Raw genomic sequence first — 17,208 nt, forward strand, 5'->3', positions numbered from 1 at the left:
GGAGTGCTCCGGAGTGTCGGTGCGGGGGCGGGTCACCACGGCAGCGGGGCCGTCTGGGAGATGTCGAAGAAGCCGCCGCCGCTGTAGACGAGCGGGGCGCGGTCGCCGTGCCGGGCCGAGACCACGCGGCCGGTGAAGACGGTGTGGCTGCCGACCTCGAGGCGCTCGGCGATCTCCACCTCCACCTGGGCGCTGGAATCCTCGATCAGCGGGACGCCGTGCTCACCGGGGGCCCACCGGATGTCCGCGAACTTGTCCTCGCCCTTGCTCGCGAACGTCTTGGCGACGTCGAGCTGGTCGGCGGCGAGGATGTTGACGCCGAGGTGGGTGGCGCGGTGCAGCGCGGGGTGGGTGGAGGAGCTGCGCTGCACACAGACCAGCACCATGGGCGGGTCGAGCGAGATGCTGGAGAAGGCGTTGACCGCCAGGCCCCGGGGTGTGCCCGCGTCGTCGGTGGTCACCACGGTGACACCGGTGATGAACTTACGGTGCACCCCACGCACCAGATCGGGATCGATCGCGGCCGCGTGACCGGTGGTGATGATGCCGAGGGCTTCCAGGAGCTGCCGGGAGTCGAAGGTCACCCACTCCTCGGCGACCGTGTCCCCGTCGAAACGGGCGAAGGTCGCCCCGGACACCTCGACCGGCCTCCCCGTGGGCGGCACGCCCATGAAGGTGCCGGTGTGGCGTCCGGTGCTGCGCCAGCGGACGGCGAGCCGGCCGCCCTCCTCGACCAGGTCCTCGATCTCGGTGTGCAGATCGGGGAAGGCCGCACGCACGGCGTCGATGCTCGCCTTGAACTCGTCACGGCCCTGAGCGACGCCCGCCGGTCCGCGGCGGCGCACGTAGTCCGGGCTCAACAGGGCGTCCAAGGCCTGGACCTCGCCCTGGTTCCACGCCGCGTCCCAGGCGGTGCTCAGGCGTTCGGTCCGGTTCGTCCGGTCAAGAGTGCGGCTCATGACGTGACCTCTCCATCGGGGCTCTTGTATGGCACAGGACCGTAGGAATGGAGTCAGTGTGCTGTCAATGCCTCGCGTCGAATTCCCTGCAAGACGCCGAGAGCGCTGGAAAAGGTAGAGGTCAGAGCCGTTCACTCGCAGATCCCTCTTGACGTCCTTCTGAGTGACTCCTAGCCTCGCTGCCATGGCACAGCAACATCGCATGGCTGGCGGACAGCCGATCAGCAACCTGCGCAAGGTGGTGACGGTCGTCGACGAGGTCGTGCTGGAGCTCGGGCGCCCGGTCGCCGCCCCGGTGCGCCGCGTCGCCGCTGCAGCGGTGATCCGCAACCCCTGGGCCGGCCGCGGCTTCGTCGCCGATCTGCAGCCCGACGTCGAGGACCTCGCTCCGGGCCTCGGCCGGCTGCTCGCCGGCCGCCTGATCGAGACCCTGGGCGGCGTGGAGCGCATCGAGTCGTTCGGCAAGGCCGCGGTGGTCGGGCTGGACGGGGAGATCGAGCACGGCGGCGCGCTGATCCACACCCCGTACTTCGGCAACGTGCTCCGGGAGCTCGCCGAAGGGACCTCGATCATCGTCTTCAGCGACGACCGGCTCGCAGCCGGAGAACCCCTGACCGTCCCCGTGTGGCACAAGACAGCCGCCGCCACCCGCTCCCACTACCAGACGGTCCAGATCCGGATCCCGGACGCGCCCCGCCCGGACGAGATCGTCGTGATCGCCGCCGCCGCGTCCGGGCCACGGCCCAACGCCCGTATCGGAGACCGCCGCTCCGACCCCGTAGTCCGCCTCGCAGACCTGGAGAACGCCCGATGAAGCTCCGCAAGATCATCACCCTCACCGAGGACATCCACACCGAAGGCGGTCGCCCCGTCGACCCGATCGCCCGCACGGCCGTCGTGCTCGCCGTGATCGAGAACCCCTGGGCAGGCCAGGGCTACGTCACCGACCTGCTGCCCGGCATCGACGAAATCGCCCCCCAGCTGGGCGAGTTGCTCGCTCCGCGCGTCGTGGAAGCGCTCGGCGCGCCGGTCGAGGCGTACGGCAAGGCCGCCATCGTGGGCCTCGACGGGGAGATCGAGCACGGCAGCGCGCTGATCCACACGCTGAAGTTCGGCGACCACTTCCGCAAGGCCGCGAACGCCACCACCCTGCTCCCCGCGGTCGAGAAGCGTGCCGTCGCCGGCGGAGCCTTCGACATCCCGCTCAAGCACATCACCGACGCGACCATCCGCTCGCACCACCAGAGCATCGAGGTACGGGTGCCCGACGGGCCCCGGGCCGACGAGATCGTCATCGGTCTGGCCGCGGCGTCGCAGGGCCGCCCCCAGGCGCGCCTCGCCCCGCTGGCCAGCGAGCAGTAGGCAGCCATGGGCAAGCCGACCCTGGTCCTGCTGCACGGCGTCGGGCTCGACCGCACCATGTGGGAGCCCGTCACCGCCCTGCTCGCCGACCGGTTCACCGTCCTGGCCCCCGATCTGCCCGGGCACGGCACCCGTCCGCCGGTGGCCGACGGGGTGTCTCTGGCAGAGCTTGCCGACGCGGTGGCCGACGGCATCCCGGCCGGTTCCCATGTCGCCGGATTCTCGCTCGGCGCGCTGGTGGCCCAGCATCTGGCCCTGCACCGGCCGGAGCTGACCGCGACACTGACCTCCATCAGCTCGGTCTGCCGTCGCACCCCCGAGGAACGCACCGCCGTCCAGGCCCGGTTGCGTACCGCGGAGGCCGACTTCGCGGCGAGCACCGCGGCCTCCCTGGAGCGCTGGTACGCGGGCACCACCGTCCCGCCCGAGGTGGTCCGGCGGACCGAGGCCGTCCTGCGCGCCAACGACGTCGGGTCCTTCCTCGCCTGCTACCGGGTGTTCGCCGCCGGCGACGCCGAACTGGCCCCGCACCTCGCCGCGATCACAGTCCCCTCCCTGGCGGTGACGGGCGAGAACGACCCCGGATCGACCCCGGACATGACCCACAGACTCGCGGAGGCGCTGCCTTCCTGCCGAGCGGTGATCGTTCCGGGAGCGCGTCACATGCTGCCCGTCGAGCGCCCGAAGGAGCTCGCCGAGGCCCTCACCACGTTCATCGGAGAGAGCACGTATGCCTGACCCCACCACCCTCCCCACCTGGCAGCACTTCATCGGCGGGAGCTGGGTCGAGCCCGCGGCGGGGGAGTACTTCGAGAGTACGGACCCGGCCACCCGCCGCACCCTCTACCGGGCGGCGCGGGGCACGGCGGCGGACGTCGACCGGGCCGTGACCGCCGCACGCGCCGCCTTCGAGGACCCGGGCTGGCGCGACCTGAGCCAGACCCGCCGCGGCCACCTGCTGCGCCGCCTCGGCGACCTGATCGCCGAGAACGCGGACGAACTCGCGTCGATGGAGGCGCGGGACAACGGCAAACTGCTGCGGGAGATGCGCGGTCAACTCGCCACCCTGCCCGAGTACTTCCACTACTACGCCGGTCTCGCGGACAAGATCCACGGTTCCACCATCCCCACCTCCGACCGGCGGGTGCTCAACTACACGGCGCGCGAACCGCTCGGCGTCGTCGGCGCCATCACCCCGTGGAACTCGCCGCTGACACTGACCACCAGCAAGCTGGCGCCCGCGCTCTGCGCCGGCAACACGGTGGTGCTCAAGCCGTCCGAGTACACCTCGGCCACCGGGCTGCGCCTCGCCGAACTGGCGCTGGAGGCGGGGTTCCCGCCGGGCGTGGTCAACGTGGTCACCGGGTTCGGCGCGGAGGCCGGACAGGCGCTGGTCGACCATCCCGGCCTGGCGAAGATCTCGTTCACCGGGTCCACCGCCACCGGCTCACGTATCGCGGCGGCCACGGCGAGCCGCTTCATCGGCTCGACCCTCGAACTCGGCGGCAAGTCGCCCCAGCTCGTCTTCGAGGACGCGGACGTGGCCAACGCCGCCATGGGCGTCATCGCCGGTGTCTTCGCCGCCGCGGGCCAGACCTGTATCGCGGGCAGCCGCGTCTTCGCCCACCGCTCGGTCTACGACGAACTGCTCGAGCGGGTCGGCGCACGCGCCAAGAGCATCCGGATCGGAGACCCGCTGGACGAGGCCACCGAACTCGGCCCGCTGGCCTTCGAGAGCCAGCGCGACAAGGTGGCCGCCTACGTCGAACTCGGCCGCAGCGAGGGCGCCCGCGTCCTCACCGGCGGCGCCCCCACCGACGGCGGCCTCGGCGGCTTCTTCTACGAACCCACGGTCCTGGTCGACGTCGACAACAGCATGCGCGTCGTCCGCGAGGAGATCTTCGGCCCCGTCGTGGCGATCATGCCCTTCGACACGGAGGAGGAGGCCGTGCGGCTGGCCAACGACACCGAGTACGGCCTGGCCGCGGGCGTGTGGACCAACAACCTCTCCCGCGCCCACCGCGTGGCCGGGCGCCTCGACGCCGGCACGGTCTGGGTGAACACGTACCGGGCGATGTCACCGATGTCGCCGCGCCAGGGCTTCAAGAGCAGCGGCGTCGGCGTGGAGCACGGAACCGAGACGATCAAGGAGTACACGCGCCTCAAGAGCGTCTGGATCAACACCAGCGAAGAGCCGCTGGACGACCCGTTCACGATGCGCGGCTGACATGCCACAAGTCACCGTCACGATCGCCGAGGGACGCACACCGCAGCAGCTCCGCACCCTGCTGCACGAGGTCCACGACGCCGTACTGCGCTCGGTGGACACCCGTCCCGAGCACATCCGCGTCGTCGTCCACGAAGTCCCCCGCACGCACTGGGCCACCGGCGACATCACGATCGCCGAGATGCGGACCACCGCCCCCACCCCCGTAGAAGAGGAGCCGTCATGAGGTTTTCGCTGTTCGTGCACATGGAGCGCTGGGACGAGGACACCAGCCACCGGCAGCTCTTCGAGAACCTCTCCGAGCTGGCGCTGATGGCCGAGGCCGGCGGGTTCAGCACGGTCTGGGTCGGCGAGCACCACGCCATGGAGTACACGATCGCCCCCAGCCCCATGCCGATCCTGGCGCATCTGGCCGCGAGGACGACGACCATCCGGCTCGGCGCGGGGACGATCATCGCCCCGTTCTGGCACCCCATCCGGGCCGCCGGCGAGACCGCGCTGCTCGACGTCATCAGCAACGGCCGCATGGAGGTGGGCCTCGCCCGCGGCGCCTACCAGATCGAGTTCGACCGGCTCACCGACGGACTCAAGGCCACCGACGGCGGCAAGCACCTGCGTGAACTGGTGCCCGCCGTACGGGCGTTGTGGCAGGGCGACTACGCCCACGACGGGGAGATCTGGCAGTTCCCGACGTCAACCAGTGTGCCGAAGCCCGTGCAGCAGCCGACCCCGCCGATGTGGATCGCCGCCCGCGACCCCGCCTCCCACGACTTCGCCGTCTCGCAGGGGTGCAACGTCATGGTCACGCCGCTCATGAAGGGGGACGAGGAGGTGGCCGCGCTGAAGGACAAGTTCGACACCGCCGTCGCCGACCACCCCGAGGTGCCGCGCCCCGACCTGATGGTGCTGCGCCACACGCACGTCCACTCCGCCGCCGACCCGGAGGGCTGGCGCCCCGCGGCCGAGGCCATCAACCGCTTCTACCGCACCTTCGACGCGTGGTTCGGCAACAAGACGGAGCCCGCAGGCGGTTTCCTGGAGCCGAGCCCGCAGGAGAAGTTCGCGGAGCGCCCCGAGTTCACGCCGGAGTCCCTGCACCGCACCGCCATGATCGGCACTCCGGCCGAGGTCATCGAGCGGCTGCGCGGGTACGAGGAGCTGGGCGTGGACGAGTACAGCTTCTGGATCGACAACAGCCTCCCGCACGAGGAGAAGAAGGCCTCGCTGGAACTGTTCATCAAGGAAGTCGTGCCCGCCTTCGAGTAAGGCCCCCGGCGTCGCTGTCGAGGTCTCTTGCATGTCAGAGGACTCCCCGAGAGGGCAATTCGGGTGGCATGTTGACGGTTGGAAGCCCGTTCACTACGGTCTTGTGCCATGCAAGAACCCACGGGGAGATCAAGTAAGCGGCTGCCCAAGGCCAGCATGCAGGCGCAGGTCGCCGACGAACTGCGCCAGATGATCATCAGCGGTGAGCTGCAGCCCCGCTCCAGCCTCTCCGAGATGGCGCTCTCGGAGACCTTCGGAGTGAGCCGCACCCCCATCCGCGAAGCGCTCAAGCAGCTCCAGACCGAGGGGCTGGTCGAGATCCGCCCGCGGGTGGGAACGTTCGTCGCCGTTCCGTCCCATCGCGACGTCGCCGAACTCTTCCAGATGAAGGAACTCCTGGAAGGGGCCGCGGCCCGCCTGCTGGCCCTGCGCGGCCGGGTGCCCGAGACGGAGCGGCTGCGGAGCGTCATGGCCGAGGCCGACAAGGCGACCCAGGCGGGCGACACGGAGCGGTACGGGCAACTGGTGCACGAGTTCCACGAACTCATAGTGGTCGGCGCGGACAACGGCAAGCTGGAAGCCCACTACCGGACCCTGATGAACCAGCTCGCCTACGCCCGTCTCGTCCGCACCGCGCTCGCCCAGCCCGGCCGCCTGAGCGAATCGGACCGGGAGCACCACCAAGTCCTCGACCTCATCCTGGCCAAGGACGGCAACGGGGCCGAACGCATGATGCGCGAACACGTCCGCCGCAGCCATCAGGCGCTCCTGGCCGGCTGGGACGCCGAGGACGACGCGTCATCTGAGACGACGCGCCGGGCCTGAGGTTCGGGGCGGGGGCACGTCGCCCCGGCGCGTCACCGGCTGTCGAAGTCCGTGCCGCGCGAGACCTTCTCCCACGCGGCGAGCTCGCCGCGCACCGAGTCCAGGTGCCCGATGAGGGCGTCCACCGCGTCACCGCCGAGGGGGAGCCGCAGCGGCGTCCTCTCCGCGTCGAGGGCCAGCCGGATCGCCGCCGCGGCCTTCGCCGGGTCGCCGGGCTGAGTGCCGTCGCCGCCTTGCACCATGTTCCGGGTGGCGCCCACCTTCTCCGCGTACGCGGGGTGCTCCTGCGAGAGATGGGCCGCGTCCTTCGCGAACAGGTTGGTGCGGAACGCGCCGGGCTCCACGATCAGCACCTTGACCCCGAACTGGGCCACCTCGTCGGCCAGCCCCTCCGACAGCTGCTCCAGTGCGGCCTTCGTCGCGCTGTACGCGGAGAACCCGGCGAAGGACAACTGCCCGCCGACGCTGCTCATGTTCACGATCGATCCGCTGCCCCGCTTTCGCATCTGCGGCAGCAGCGCGCGGGTCAGTCGCGCCGGTCCGAAGACGTGCACCTCGAACAGGTCGCGCAGCTCCTGGTCGGTGGTCTCCTCGAACGCCCCGACCTGCGTGCGTCCGGCGTTGTTCACCAGCACGTCCACCCGGCCGTACCGCGCCACGAGGTCGGCGGCCACCTCGTCGATGCGCCCGCCGTCGGTGACGTCCAGGCCGATCGCCTCCACCCGGTCGGGGTGCGCGGCGACCAGGTCGGCCAGTGCCTCGGGCCGCCGTGCCGTGCCGATCACCGTGTCACCGGCCGCCACCGCCGCCTCGGCGAGGGCCCGCCCGAAACCGCTGCTCGCGCCGGTGATCAACCAGACCTTTCCGTTCTCGGCCATCTCTTCGTCTCCCTGCTCAATCTCAACTACCCGCCGGGGCCAGCCCGTTGACATGCGCCAGCCTTCGTCGTGATCGCGGGTATGTCCAAGACCTTCCGTGATAGCCAAGAGTTATGGATGTCCATGGACGCGATCTGCGCTACTTCGCCGCTGTCGCCGAGGAGTTGAACTTCACCCGGGCCGCCGAGCGGCTGTTCGTCTCCCAGCCGGCGCTCAGCAAGCAGATACGGATGCTGGAGACGCAGGTCGGTGCGCGACTGTTCCACCGGGACCGACGGGCGGTGCGGTTGACCGCGGTGGGGCAGGCCCTGCTGCCGCACGCCCTGGGACTGCTGGCCGCGTGGGAGGCCGCCGGGACGGCGGTGGAGGAGGCGAAGGCCGCCGAGCTGAACTCCCTGGTGGTCGGGATGTCCACCAGCCCGGGCCGCGGACTGCTGCCCGCCCTGCGCGCCCGGCTGGTCTCCCGGTACCCGCACGCGCGGCCCGTTCTGCGGCAGGTCAACTGGGCCGATTCGACCGCCGGGTTGGCGGACGGCTCCAGCGATGTCGCCTTCGTCTGGCTGCCTTTGCCGGACGGCGACCGCTACCGGTCCGTGGTGGTGGCCGAGGAGCCACGCCTCGTGGCGCTGCCGCACGGGCACCCCCTGGAGGCGCGGGCCGCCGCGGACAGCGAGGGGGCGGTGGACTTCGCCGATCTTCTCGACGAGCCGTTCCTCGCCCTGCCTGCCGAGGAGGGTCCGACGCGGGACTACTGGCTGGCCCTCGACGCCCGGGGCGGTCGCGCGCCGCGCATCGGCGGGGTGGTGGGCAGCGCCGAGGAGACGCACGAGGGGGTCGCCAACGGCCAGGGCGTGGCCCTGCTGGCCGCCGGGAACGCCTCGCTGGTCGTCCGGGACGAGGTGATCGCCGTGCCGGTCCGGGGCATCTCCCCGTCCCGCCTGGCGGTGGCCGCCCGCCGGGACGACGATCGGCCCCTGGTGGCCGCCTACTTGGCCGAGGCGGCAGAAGTGGCAGCGGGCGCCAACTGAGGATACGTAGATCCCGCTGAACGGACGGGGCCGCTCTCACCGGGGGCTGATGGCGATGCCCTCGGGTTCGTGTCCGGTACGCAAAGTCGTCCGCACCTTCGGGACCGTCGGGTCGATGACGGAAACGGTGTCGGCTTCCTCGTTGGTGATCCAGCCCCGGCGGCCGCCGGGACTGACCGCCGAACCTCGAAAACCTCGGCATGAATTCACCTCTGCGACCGACCATCACGCATACCTGCGCGAGTCATATGAGCAGGGTCCGCCGCCCGCTGCCGGGCATCACTCGAAGAACTTGAGGCTCCATCCGGTGTTCGTCTCGGCCCCGGGGACGTTGGCCCGCTTGTAGGTGGTGTTGCCCCACCAGACGAACGAACCGCTGTACCACTGGCGGTTCTCCCAGGAGTACGGGGTTCCCTTCGCGACCGCGTGGAACATGGAGGGGAACTTGTTCCCGGCGGGCGGGCTCGTGTTGATGTCGCCGTCGAGCAGGACGAAGCTGTGATGGCCCGGACCGTCGACGTACAGCGTCGGGTCCCAGCCGCTCATCATCGTCTCGCGGTGGGAACCGAAGAGGCAGCCGTTGGACTTGTACCAGTCCCACACGTACGTGGGGTCCCCGCCGGCCCGCAGCCGCAGATCGGCCAGGCAGTACTGGCTGCTCCAACTGCCGTTGGCGGAGTAGACGATGTGCAGCTGCCCGTTGGGATCCTTGATGGCTTCCGGAGCCTCGTTGATGTAGGGATTGCCGACCACGCGCTCCCAGCTCTCGCGCGGCTGCGAGATGACGGACCGCTTGCCGGTGGGGGTGAGCGGATCGCTCATGCGGGCGACGTAGAGGTTCTGCTCGACGTTCGTGTCCCCGGCCCAGCCCGACCAGACGAACCAGCGCTGCCCCTGAAAAGTGAACAGCATGCCGTCGATGGCCCACTTGTCGTCCGGCAACGCCAGCTTCTTCGCCGCTGTGTAACCGCTGTCGGAGGCGGCGGAGCTGATGACGTACATCCGGTGGGCGGCGCTGCGGCCGGCCGAGAAGTAGATGTAGTACCGGCCGCCGTCCCGGACGATCTCCGGGGCCCAGACCTCGCCCAGGTCTCCGGTGTCCGACCAGACCTTCTTCGCGGGCGCGGAGGCGAGCCCGTCCAGCGACGACGCCTGCCGTACGACGATGCCTCCGTCGGCCGACTTGACGGCGATGTAGGTGCTGCCGACCCGCAGCACGCTGGGATCGGCGCCCTTGAGCCCGATCGCGCCCTGCGCCGCCTCCGCCTGGGCGGGAGCGGCTCCCCGCGCGGTGTCGGGCAGGGACAGAGACAGCGGAACGGCGAGTGCGCCCGCCAGAGCGACGGCGCCGAGACCGAAGGAGCGTCTGAAGATCCTCATATGCTCGCTCTTTCCTTTGTGAACCACTGCGCGGGAGGGGAAGTGCCCCGATTACATCGTTGGAATAACGCCTCCCACAGACTCCCGAAGGGTGATGGACATGTCAACGCCCCGGTGTGGGCGGCTCCGTGTACCCGACCTGATCGGGCACAGGATGTCGGGTCCGGCAGGGTGCGCGCTGCCTAGCGTGGTGGTCGTCGAAGATGAAGGAGACCGGGAGTGAAGGAGCAAGCCGGAGTGCTGGAGCGTCTCAACCAGGCCCTTGAGTACATCGAGCGCCGCCTGGACGGACAGGTCGACGTGGCCGAGCTGGCACGCATCGCGGCGACCTCGGAGTACCACCTGCGCCGGATGTTCTCCGCGCTGGCGGGCATGCCGCTGTCGGAGTACGTCCGGCGCCGGCGGCTCACCGTGGCGGGCGCCGAAGTGCTTGCGGGCCATGAGTCGCTGCTGGAGATCGCGGTGCGCTACGGCTACGGCTCGGGCGAGGCGTTCGCCCGGGCGTTCCGTGCCATGCACGGCGTCGGTCCGGGCGAGGCCCGGCGCGGCGGCGTCGCTCTCGTGTCACAGCCCCGGTTGGCCTTCCGCCTCACCGTCGAAGGGAGCAGCAGCATGCGTTATCGCGTGATGGACAGGCCGGATTTCAGCGTGGTCGGCATCAAGGCCAGGGTGCCGTTGGTGCACAGCGGACCGAACCAGGCGATCATCGATCTCGTCCGCGGGGTCGATCCGCAGGTCCTGGAGCGGCTGGAGAAGCTGTCGGACCAGGAGCCGCAGGGCATCGTCGCGGTCTGCGACGACCTGGACCCGAGCCGCGCCGAAGGCACCGAACTCGACTACTACCACGGGGTGCTCACGTCGGCCGCCGCACCCGACGGCACCGCGGTTCTTCCTGTCGCGGCCGGCACCTGGGCGGTCTTCACCACCTCCGGGCCGGTCCCGCAGGCCATCCAGGAGCTGTGGCGGGACGTGTTCACGGAGTGGTTCCCGTCGAATCCGTACCGCAGCCGCCCCGGCCCGGAGATTCTGCGCACCCGGCTGTCCCCGGACGGGACCGAGGCCGACGCGGAGCTGTGGCTTCCGGTGGAGCGGGAACGCAGCTGAGCCGAGCAAGGTGCGGGGCGGCGCCTCCGCAGCGGGAGATGTCTACGTGAAGGTGTGGCGGGGCGGGCGGCCACTGGACCACCGACCGGGTACCGCCCGCCCGGGCCACTCGCAGGCCCGGGGACGGGGGGCGTGGCTCGGGCCCGCGTGACAACCGGGTGCCCCGTGTCTCCCCACGTACACATCGCGGTTCGGGCCGTCCTGCACCTGCCGTGACGGCCCGCGCCCTTCCGGTCCGTCACGATCACACAGGCGTCCGAACCGGCCAGTGCCTGTTCCAGCCGGTCCAGGACCGGCGTCGCGGCGCGTACCAGACGGCTCTGCCGGTCGTAGTCCGGCTGGTAGGGGACGACCACCTCGTCCGTGCCGATCCTCAGATACTTCGAACGCTGCCAGGAGTTGCGGATGCCCTCGGGCACGATCGTCGCAGGCGGCTCCGCGCTGTCGAGGAACCGCAGCCGTGCTCGCGCGATGTTCCGGTCCCACGCTGAGCTGTCACCGGGCATGGCGCCTCCGATGAGCGTGTTTCCGCCATATTGCGAACGCGCCTCACTCGATGACGCCGGGTCCACCGCCTCTGCGTCCATTGCCCTCCGCGTCTATTGCCCGAGGAAGGGTTCCAGCAGGTGCAGGAGTGCGGCGGGCCGGTGCAGGGGCACGATGTGGCCGCAGTCGTCGATGGTGTGCGCAGTCAAGTCGTCTGCTATCGGGCGTAGTTGTCGCTCCAGTGCCCGGCCCACGGGGTGGGCTCCGATCGTCATCACGGGCATCGTGAGCCGGGCCTGCGCGACGGCCTGCCGGAGCTGGCGGCCGCTCTCCGGCAGGGCGCGGTAGTACGAGAAGGCGCAGCGCAGCGCGGAGCGGCCGGTGTAGGCGGCGACGAAGGCATCCCGTATCGCGGGCGGTACGCCGTCTCCGAGCGTGCCGCTGTCGAGGAAGAAGTCCACATACGCTCCCTCGTTGCCTTGCAGCACCGACTCGGCGAGGCCGGGAACCGCATGGAAACCGAACCACCACGGGGGACCGCCGGCCAGGAACTCCTCCGCGCCCGGCAAGGTGCCCGCCAGCGACTCCATGACAACCAGCCGGCGTACGAGGCCGGGGTGGCGCAGGGCGAGGGAGAGCGCCGGAGTCACGCCCGCGTCGATGGCCACCACCGCGGCGGACGAGACTCCGAGCGAGCCCAGCAGGGCGCGTACGTCATCGGCGAGCGTGTGGGCGTCGTAGCCCTCGGCGGCCCGCTCGCTCGCGCCGAACCCGCGCAGGTCGGGCGCGATCACCCGATGGCGGGCGGCCAGCGGGCCGAGCACCTCGCTCCAGACCTGCCAAGTGTGCGGAAACCCGTGGAGCAGGAGGAGAGCGGGGCCCTGTCCGCAGAGAGCGACGTTCAGTTCCACTCCGTTGGCTCGGACGCGCCGCAGTTCGACACGGGGAGGGGGAGAGGGGGAGGGGGAGAGCGGGGTCGCGCGTACGTCGGAAGTGCGGTCGGCCATGGTGGTGCTCCTGGCTAGCGGTTACCTTTGGTGACCACCCAACGTTAAGTAACTGCGTCGGGCTCGGGAAGACGGCACTTCGACGACAGGTGGTGAGGTACGGGTGACCGACTCGGCGACGCGGGGGACCGGTCCATCGGCGCAAAGCTCGGCCGGGGTGCGGGGTGATCTTTTCTCCCCGGAGTGTCCGACCCGCAAGCTCCTCGACCGCATCGGCACGAAATGGATGTCCATGGCGGTCAAGGTGCTGGCCGAGGAGGCGGGGGAGCTGCGCTTCTCGGAGCTGCGGCGCCGGATGCCGGGGGTCTCGCAGAAGATGCTGTCGGTGACGTTGCAGGGGATGGTCAAGGACGGTCTGGTCGGCAGGCGCGTCGAACCGGTCGTGCCTCCGCGGGTGTTCTACCGGCTGACGCCGCTCGGGCTCTCGCTGGACGAGCCGCTCGCCGCGCTGCGGGAATGGGCCGAGGAGCACATGGTGGAGATCGACCACGCCAACCAGCGCTACACCCAGGACGCCCCCGGCGTTTGACATGCAACCAAATGGTTGCCAATCTGCTGGGGAGGGGGTCGGATGGCATGGACGAGGTGTTCAAGGCGCTCGCGGACGCGAGCCGGAGGCTGCTGCTCGACCGGCTGAACGAGCGGAACGGGCAGAGCCTGCGCGAGCTGTGCGCGGGCCTGGAGATGACCAGGCAGGCGGTGTCCAAGCACTTGGCGGTGCTGGAGGGCGCGGGCCTGGTCACCGTGGTCCGGCACGGCCGGGAGCGGCTGCACTACCTCAATCCGGTGCCCGTCCACGAGATCGCTGACCGTTGGATCGGCCAGTACGAGCGGGGCCGGCTGGCCGCGCTCAGCACTCTGCAGCACGCTCTGGAAGGAACGGCGATGAGCAAGCCCGAGTACGTCTACACGATCTACATCCGCACCACGCCCGAGAAGCTCTGGGCCGGGCTGACCAGCCCCGAGTTCCTGAAGCAGTACCACGGCGGCTGGGCGCCCTCCTCCGACTGGAAGGTCGGTTCCAAGGTGCTGTGGCCGGTCGAGGACGGCGGCGAGCCGCAGGACCTCGGCCAGGTCGTCACCGAGTCGGAGCCCGGCAAGCGGCTCGCCTACACCTGGCACACGCTGCAGCCGATGCATCAGGAGATGTTCGGCATGAGCGACGCGGAGTTCGCCGAGGCGGTTAAGGAGCGCTCGAAGGTCGCCTTCGACATCGAGGCCGCCGAGGAGCCGGAGCTGGGCCTGAAGCTGACCATCACCCACGACGGCTTCGCCTCGGCCGACTCCAAGATGCTCGAGGGCGTCGGCGGCGGCTGGACCATGATGATGTCGCACCTGAAGACGATCCTGGAGAAGGGCTGACCGCCGCCGGGGCCGAGCCGTCGGTTCACGCCGTCGTGGAGACCCGGCGGGCCGGCTGACGCGAACGCTTCTCGTCGCTCCATGACTTGCCGCCCACGAAGACGGCGGTCAGGCCCAGGACCACGATGAGGCCCATGATGACGAGCAGCACCGAGCTGACACCTGACGCGGCCAGCAGGGCCGTACGGCTGCGGATGTGCATGTGGTCGCGGCTCCCTTTGCGTAGCTGACCGGTGCGTTCGTGCGGAGCGCGGAGCAGTCGGGGTCCGGCACACGCGCAGGGCGGCCTCCGACCGGGGGCCGCCCTGCGCGCATCGCATCCGAACGAACTCAGTGCTTGCCGATGTCCTTGGTCTTCTCCTTGGCCTGCCGGGCATCGCCCTTCGCCTGCTGGGCATGGCCCTTCGCGGTCAGGCTCTCATTGCCCGTGGCGCGTCCGGCTGCTGCTGCGGCAGCCCCGGTGGCCTGTTCGAACTTGGCCTTGGCCTTCTCGCCGGCGCTCATGTCCGCTCACGCTCCTTGGCATCGACAACATGTGCTCACCCTCCGCCTGGCCCCTCGATCGCCCCGCAAACATCGCACGGGGGGTTCTCTGTGACGCCGTGCAAAGTGATAGGTATGTGGGACCGATGTCGGGGTAGTGGGCCCGGCAGAGGCTCATATACGAGCAGAGCGTGAAGGGACAGAGCATGATCACGGTGGCTACGCAGCAGCAGGCTCGGGACCTCACCGCGCAGCCCGCGCAACGGCTGATCGAGCGCGCGTACGAGGACCCCTCCGCGATCGCGCCCAAGGACGCCCGCGAGGTCGGCCGGCACTTCTTCGACCGGTTGACCCAGCTGGAAGAGGGCACGCACGAGTACAGCTACGTGCGCAACGTGCTGATCGAGATGAACCTCTCCCTGGTGCAGTACGCCGCTTCCCGCTTCAAGCACCGTGGCCCGCAGGAGATGGAGGACATCGTCCAGGTCGGCACGATCGGCCTGATCAAGGCGATCGACCGGTTCGAACTGTCCCGTGAGGTCGAGTTCACCTCCTTCGCCGTGCCGTACATCACGGGCGAGATCAAGCGGTTCTTCCGCGACACGTCGTGGGCCGTGCACGTGCCGCGCCGGCTCCAGGAAGCCCGTATCGAACTGTCCAAGGCCACCGAGGAGTTGCGTACCCGTCTCGGTCGCTCCCCGTCGACGGCCGAGCTCGCCGAGCTGATGCAGCTGGACGTGGCGGAGGTCGCCGAGGCACAGAAGGCGTCCAACGGCTACAACAGCGTCTCCCTCGACGCGGCCGTCAGCGGCTCCGAGGACGAGTCCGACACGCTGCTGGCCGACTTCATCGGTATCGACGAAGACCGCTTCGAACTCGTGGAGAACTTCCACTCCCTGGCCCCGCTCATCGCCGACCTGGACGAGCGTGACCGGCGCCTGATCCACCTGCGCTTCGTCGAGGAGCGCACCCAGTCCGAGATCGGCGAGGAGATCGGCTGCTCGCAGATGCACGTCTCCCGCCTGATCAGCCGCGTCGTGAACAAGCTCCGCGACGGACTGATGGCGACCGAGTAGCCGCCCCGTCAGCGGGGTTCCCGGATGCCGTCGATGATGCGCGTCCAGTTGTCACCGCCGTGCCCGTCCTCGATCGCGCGCCGGTAGTGGGCCTGCACGGCCAGCGGGAGAGCCAGGTCGAGACCGATCGACGTACTGGTCTCGACGATGTGGTCGGACGTCGCGCCCATCATCGTGACGGTACTGAGGTCACCGGGATGCTCTCCCGCGTCGAGCGCGGTACCGGGGTTCTCCTCGCCGGCCCGCAGAATGGCGCCGATCGAGTCGGCGGAGGAGAGCAGCTCGGGCAGCGCCTCCCCGGCCTTCATCCCCGCGCTGCCCAGCATCGCGGTGGCGTGCATCAGCGCGGACAAAGTGGTGAGGAACACCGCGAGTTGGGCCTGGTACATCATCTGGGCGAGCCCTGGATCCCCGCCGAGGTACTTCGGTGTTCCGAGCGACGCCAAGGCTGCCAGGTGGCTGTCCATCACCTGCCGGGGGCCGCTGTAGTAGACGTGCGCGGCCTGCGTGCCGACCATCGGCGCCGGGACCATGACACCTCCGGTGAGGAAGGCGGCGCCGTGGCCCGCCGCCCATGCCGCGGCCTCGCGTGTGCGGTCGGGGGTGTCGGAGCTGAGGTTGACCAGGGTCCGGCCCGCGAGTGAGGGGGTGGCGCTGTCGAGGACGTCGTACATCGCCGGATAGTCGGTGAGGCTGAGGATCGCGAGGTCGCTGGCTTCGACCGCCTCGCGCGGTGACGCCGCGAGCGTCGCTCCGTCGGCGACGACGCCGTCGGCCCGGCCTGCGGTGCGGTTCCAGACGGTGACCGGGTGGTCGGCGGCCAGGAGGGCGCGGGTCATCGCACGTCCCATCGGGCCGAGCCCGATCACGGTGACAGCGCTGTTCTGCCGGTTGCGGTGGTTCTGTTGATCGTTCACCCCTTCATCGTCGGAGAGCGCCACTACTCTCGGAAGTACGCACTAATTTCTGCGGTACTTACCTTTTCGTAAGGGGGGTCGACGATGGTCAGGTCGCCGAGACGCGGGCCTTACATCTGCGGCATCGACGCCGCGCTCGACGTGGTGAGCGGCAAGTGGAAGGGCCTGATCCTCTGGGAACTCGAGGCCCATCGCGTACGCCGCTTCGCCGAGTTGCGCCGGGGTCTGCCGGGAGTGAGCGAGAAGATGCTGACACAGCACCTGCGCGAGATGGAGGAGGACGGTCTCGTGCACCGCGAGGTCTACGCCGAGGTGCCGCCGAAGGTCGAGTACTCCCTGACCGAGCACGGACGTACGCTCAACCGCGCGCTCGGCCCGCTCGGCGTGTGGGGCCAGGAGCGGCTGCGCCGCGAAGACTCCGAAACGGTCGACGTACCGAAGCGGCTCGTCCCACGGCCCGGAAAACTGTGACCACCGCACCACCCGACCCGAGACGACGCACCAGGGGGAGTGACCGTGGGCAGCGCCGCGGGCACGCACGAAGGGTTCACGGCCGAGGAGCGGGCCGCGATACGGCCGGCGCCCCGGCCCTCGCGCCGACTCACCGCCGCCGCTGCCACCCGGCCCTGGTCGCGGCACCGACGTGGAGGTGACTCATGCGGACAGTAGCCGGGATCATCGTTCCTTCTGTGGCCGCGCCCACAGAATTGATCACAGGAACCTTTCTGGTGGCGCTCGTCATCATCTGCGCCTTCTACTTCACACGGCGCAAGAAGTGAGACCTGGAAGACGGCCTGCCCGGGACATTTGTACGGCCCTTCGGCCGACACCTGTCCCCTCTGGGACAG

22 protein-coding genes are annotated in these 17,208 nt (G+C 69.9%); 14 read left to right on the top strand and 8 right to left on the bottom strand.

Annotated features, from left to right (window positions below; genetic code table 11):
- Positions 1-32: 32 nt before the first annotated feature.
- Positions 33-959, bottom strand: a complete 927-nt coding sequence (locus tag ABD366_RS19120) for a flavin reductase (protein WP_324777118.1) — start codon at positions 957-959, stop codon at positions 33-35.
- Between the two features lie 184 nt (positions 960-1,143).
- Here ABD366_RS19120 and ABD366_RS19125 point away from each other — a divergent pair, with 184 nt between their 5' ends.
- The 7 genes from ABD366_RS19125 (at position 1,144) to ABD366_RS19155 (ending at position 6,639) form a co-directional block, all read left to right on the top strand.
- The gene (locus ABD366_RS19125) at positions 1,144-1,773 is read left to right on the top strand and encodes an amino acid synthesis family protein (RefSeq protein WP_324777116.1); all 630 of its coding nucleotides are present in this window, start codon (positions 1,144-1,146) and stop codon (positions 1,771-1,773) included.
- Positions 1,770-2,321, top strand: coding sequence for an amino acid synthesis family protein (locus ABD366_RS19130; RefSeq protein WP_324777114.1), 552 nt, complete (start codon positions 1,770-1,772; stop codon positions 2,319-2,321). The genes ABD366_RS19125 and ABD366_RS19130 overlap by 4 nt, the downstream gene beginning before the upstream one ends.
- A gap of 6 nt (positions 2,322-2,327) precedes the next feature.
- Positions 2,328-3,059 carry an alpha/beta fold hydrolase gene (locus tag ABD366_RS19135; protein ID WP_324777112.1) on the top strand — a complete coding sequence of 244 codons (732 nt, stop codon included), beginning with the start codon at positions 2,328-2,330 and terminating at the stop codon, positions 3,057-3,059.
- Positions 3,052-4,548: an aldehyde dehydrogenase gene (locus ABD366_RS19140; RefSeq protein WP_324777110.1), complete on the top strand. Its 1,497-nt coding sequence runs from the start codon at positions 3,052-3,054 to the stop codon at positions 4,546-4,548. Before ABD366_RS19135 ends, ABD366_RS19140 begins: the two co-directional genes overlap by 8 nt.
- 1 nt (position 4,549) lies before the next feature.
- Complete coding sequence (locus ABD366_RS19145) at positions 4,550-4,774, top strand: tautomerase family protein (protein ID WP_324777109.1); 225 nt, start codon at positions 4,550-4,552, stop codon at positions 4,772-4,774.
- Positions 4,771-5,814 (top strand): LLM class flavin-dependent oxidoreductase, encoded by a 1,044-nt coding sequence (locus ABD366_RS19150; RefSeq protein ID WP_324777107.1) that lies wholly within the window; start codon positions 4,771-4,773, stop codon positions 5,812-5,814. Before ABD366_RS19145 ends, ABD366_RS19150 begins: the two co-directional genes overlap by 4 nt.
- 108 nt (positions 5,815-5,922) lie before the next feature.
- Positions 5,923-6,639 carry a GntR family transcriptional regulator gene (locus ABD366_RS19155; RefSeq protein ID WP_324777105.1) on the top strand — a complete coding sequence of 239 codons (717 nt, stop codon included), beginning with the start codon at positions 5,923-5,925 and terminating at the stop codon, positions 6,637-6,639.
- A gap of 32 nt (positions 6,640-6,671) precedes the next feature.
- Here ABD366_RS19155 and ABD366_RS19160 read toward each other — a convergent pair whose 3' ends face one another.
- Positions 6,672-7,517 carry an oxidoreductase gene (locus ABD366_RS19160; RefSeq protein ID WP_324777103.1) on the bottom strand — a complete coding sequence of 282 codons (846 nt, stop codon included), beginning with the start codon at positions 7,515-7,517 and terminating at the stop codon, positions 6,672-6,674.
- 113 nt (positions 7,518-7,630) lie between these two features.
- Here ABD366_RS19160 and ABD366_RS19165 point away from each other — a divergent pair, with 113 nt between their 5' ends.
- Entirely contained in the window at positions 7,631-8,545 is a 915-nt protein-coding gene (locus tag ABD366_RS19165) for a LysR family transcriptional regulator (protein ID WP_324777101.1), read from the top strand.
- Between the two features lie 36 nt (positions 8,546-8,581).
- On the opposite strand, the gene ABD366_RS19170 is transcribed toward ABD366_RS19165, so the two are convergent.
- Positions 8,582-8,755, bottom strand: a complete 174-nt coding sequence (locus ABD366_RS19170) for a YncE family protein (protein WP_324777099.1) — start codon at positions 8,753-8,755, stop codon at positions 8,582-8,584.
- 69 nt (positions 8,756-8,824) lie between these two features.
- Complete coding sequence (locus tag ABD366_RS19175; RefSeq protein ID WP_324777097.1) at positions 8,825-9,925, bottom strand: glycoside hydrolase family 43 protein; 1,101 nt, start codon at positions 9,923-9,925, stop codon at positions 8,825-8,827.
- 237 nt (positions 9,926-10,162) lie between these two features.
- Between ABD366_RS19175 and ABD366_RS19180 the strand changes: the two genes are divergently transcribed.
- Positions 10,163-11,029, top strand: a complete 867-nt coding sequence (locus tag ABD366_RS19180; protein ID WP_324777125.1) for an AraC family transcriptional regulator — start codon at positions 10,163-10,165, stop codon at positions 11,027-11,029.
- Positions 11,030-11,628: 599 nt separating this feature from the next.
- On the opposite strand, the gene ABD366_RS19185 is transcribed toward ABD366_RS19180, so the two are convergent.
- Complete coding sequence (locus tag ABD366_RS19185; protein ID WP_324777095.1) at positions 11,629-12,522, bottom strand: alpha/beta fold hydrolase; 894 nt, start codon at positions 12,520-12,522, stop codon at positions 11,629-11,631.
- A 157-nt stretch (positions 12,523-12,679) separates the two neighbouring features.
- Between ABD366_RS19185 and ABD366_RS19190 the strand changes: the two genes are divergently transcribed.
- Together ABD366_RS19190 and ABD366_RS19195 are read left to right on the top strand one after the other, a co-directional pair.
- Positions 12,680-13,051, top strand: a complete 372-nt coding sequence (locus tag ABD366_RS19190; RefSeq protein WP_324777093.1) for a winged helix-turn-helix transcriptional regulator — start codon at positions 12,680-12,682, stop codon at positions 13,049-13,051.
- 47 nt (positions 13,052-13,098) lie between these two features.
- Complete coding sequence (locus ABD366_RS19195) at positions 13,099-13,884, top strand: ArsR/SmtB family transcription factor (RefSeq protein ID WP_324777091.1); 786 nt, start codon at positions 13,099-13,101, stop codon at positions 13,882-13,884.
- Positions 13,885-13,909: 25 nt separating this feature from the next.
- On the opposite strand, the gene ABD366_RS19200 is transcribed toward ABD366_RS19195, so the two are convergent.
- A complete protein-coding gene (locus ABD366_RS19200) occupies positions 13,910-14,086 on the bottom strand; it encodes a hypothetical protein (protein ID WP_324777089.1) in 177 nt (58 codons plus the stop codon).
- A 128-nt stretch (positions 14,087-14,214) separates the two neighbouring features.
- Positions 14,215-14,388, bottom strand: a complete 174-nt coding sequence (locus ABD366_RS19205; protein ID WP_324777087.1) for a CsbD family protein — start codon at positions 14,386-14,388, stop codon at positions 14,215-14,217.
- 185 nt (positions 14,389-14,573) lie between these two features.
- On the opposite strand from ABD366_RS19205, the gene ABD366_RS19210 reads away from it, so the two are divergent.
- The gene (locus ABD366_RS19210) at positions 14,574-15,443 is read left to right on the top strand and encodes a SigB/SigF/SigG family RNA polymerase sigma factor (protein WP_324777085.1); all 870 of its coding nucleotides are present in this window, start codon (positions 14,574-14,576) and stop codon (positions 15,441-15,443) included.
- Between the two features lie 8 nt (positions 15,444-15,451).
- On the opposite strand, the gene ABD366_RS19215 is transcribed toward ABD366_RS19210, so the two are convergent.
- The gene (locus tag ABD366_RS19215; RefSeq protein ID WP_324777084.1) at positions 15,452-16,360 is read right to left on the bottom strand and encodes an NAD(P)-dependent oxidoreductase; all 909 of its coding nucleotides are present in this window, start codon (positions 16,358-16,360) and stop codon (positions 15,452-15,454) included.
- Between the two features lie 84 nt (positions 16,361-16,444).
- Here ABD366_RS19215 and ABD366_RS19220 point away from each other — a divergent pair, with 84 nt between their 5' ends.
- Entirely contained in the window at positions 16,445-16,831 is a 387-nt protein-coding gene (locus tag ABD366_RS19220; protein WP_324777083.1) for a winged helix-turn-helix transcriptional regulator, read from the top strand.
- A 185-nt stretch (positions 16,832-17,016) separates the two neighbouring features.
- On the top strand, positions 17,017-17,139 hold the full coding sequence (locus ABD366_RS19225; protein ID WP_324777082.1) for a hypothetical protein: 123 nt from the start codon (positions 17,017-17,019) through the stop codon (positions 17,137-17,139).
- The last annotated feature ends 69 nt before the right edge of the window (positions 17,140-17,208 follow it).

Source organism: Streptomyces kunmingensis (genome assembly GCF_039533535.1).
In the GTDB taxonomy this organism is placed as follows: domain Bacteria; phylum Actinomycetota; class Actinomycetes; order Streptomycetales; family Streptomycetaceae; genus Streptomyces; species Streptomyces kunmingensis.

Coding starts and splice junctions, on each gene's coding strand:
- ABD366_RS19175 (WP_324777097.1), bottom strand. CDS start 9,925: ATGAGGATCTTCAGACGCTCCTTCGGTCTCGGCGCCGTCGCTCTGGCG.
- ABD366_RS19130 (WP_324777114.1), top strand. CDS start 1,770: ATGAAGCTCCGCAAGATCATCACCCTCACCGAGGACATCCACACCGAA.
- ABD366_RS19125 (WP_324777116.1), top strand. CDS start 1,144: ATGGCACAGCAACATCGCATGGCTGGCGGACAGCCGATCAGCAACCTG.
- ABD366_RS19185 (WP_324777095.1), bottom strand. CDS start 12,522: ATGGCCGACCGCACTTCCGACGTACGCGCGACCCCGCTCTCCCCCTCC.
- ABD366_RS19210 (WP_324777085.1), top strand. CDS start 14,574: ATGATCACGGTGGCTACGCAGCAGCAGGCTCGGGACCTCACCGCGCAG.
- ABD366_RS19155 (WP_324777105.1), top strand. CDS start 5,923: ATGCAAGAACCCACGGGGAGATCAAGTAAGCGGCTGCCCAAGGCCAGC.
- ABD366_RS19150 (WP_324777107.1), top strand. CDS start 4,771: ATGAGGTTTTCGCTGTTCGTGCACATGGAGCGCTGGGACGAGGACACC.
- ABD366_RS19135 (WP_324777112.1), top strand. CDS start 2,328: ATGGGCAAGCCGACCCTGGTCCTGCTGCACGGCGTCGGGCTCGACCGC.
- ABD366_RS19120 (WP_324777118.1), bottom strand. CDS start 959: ATGAGCCGCACTCTTGACCGGACGAACCGGACCGAACGCCTGAGCACC.
- ABD366_RS19220 (WP_324777083.1), top strand. CDS start 16,445: ATGGTCAGGTCGCCGAGACGCGGGCCTTACATCTGCGGCATCGACGCC.
- ABD366_RS19165 (WP_324777101.1), top strand. CDS start 7,631: ATGGATGTCCATGGACGCGATCTGCGCTACTTCGCCGCTGTCGCCGAG.
- ABD366_RS19140 (WP_324777110.1), top strand. CDS start 3,052: ATGCCTGACCCCACCACCCTCCCCACCTGGCAGCACTTCATCGGCGGG.
- ABD366_RS19195 (WP_324777091.1), top strand. CDS start 13,099: ATGGACGAGGTGTTCAAGGCGCTCGCGGACGCGAGCCGGAGGCTGCTG.
- ABD366_RS19205 (WP_324777087.1), bottom strand. CDS start 14,388: ATGAGCGCCGGCGAGAAGGCCAAGGCCAAGTTCGAACAGGCCACCGGG.
- ABD366_RS19200 (WP_324777089.1), bottom strand. CDS start 14,086: ATGCACATCCGCAGCCGTACGGCCCTGCTGGCCGCGTCAGGTGTCAGC.
- ABD366_RS19145 (WP_324777109.1), top strand. CDS start 4,550: ATGCCACAAGTCACCGTCACGATCGCCGAGGGACGCACACCGCAGCAG.
- ABD366_RS19225 (WP_324777082.1), top strand. CDS start 17,017: ATGCGGACAGTAGCCGGGATCATCGTTCCTTCTGTGGCCGCGCCCACA.
- ABD366_RS19160 (WP_324777103.1), bottom strand. CDS start 7,517: ATGGCCGAGAACGGAAAGGTCTGGTTGATCACCGGCGCGAGCAGCGGT.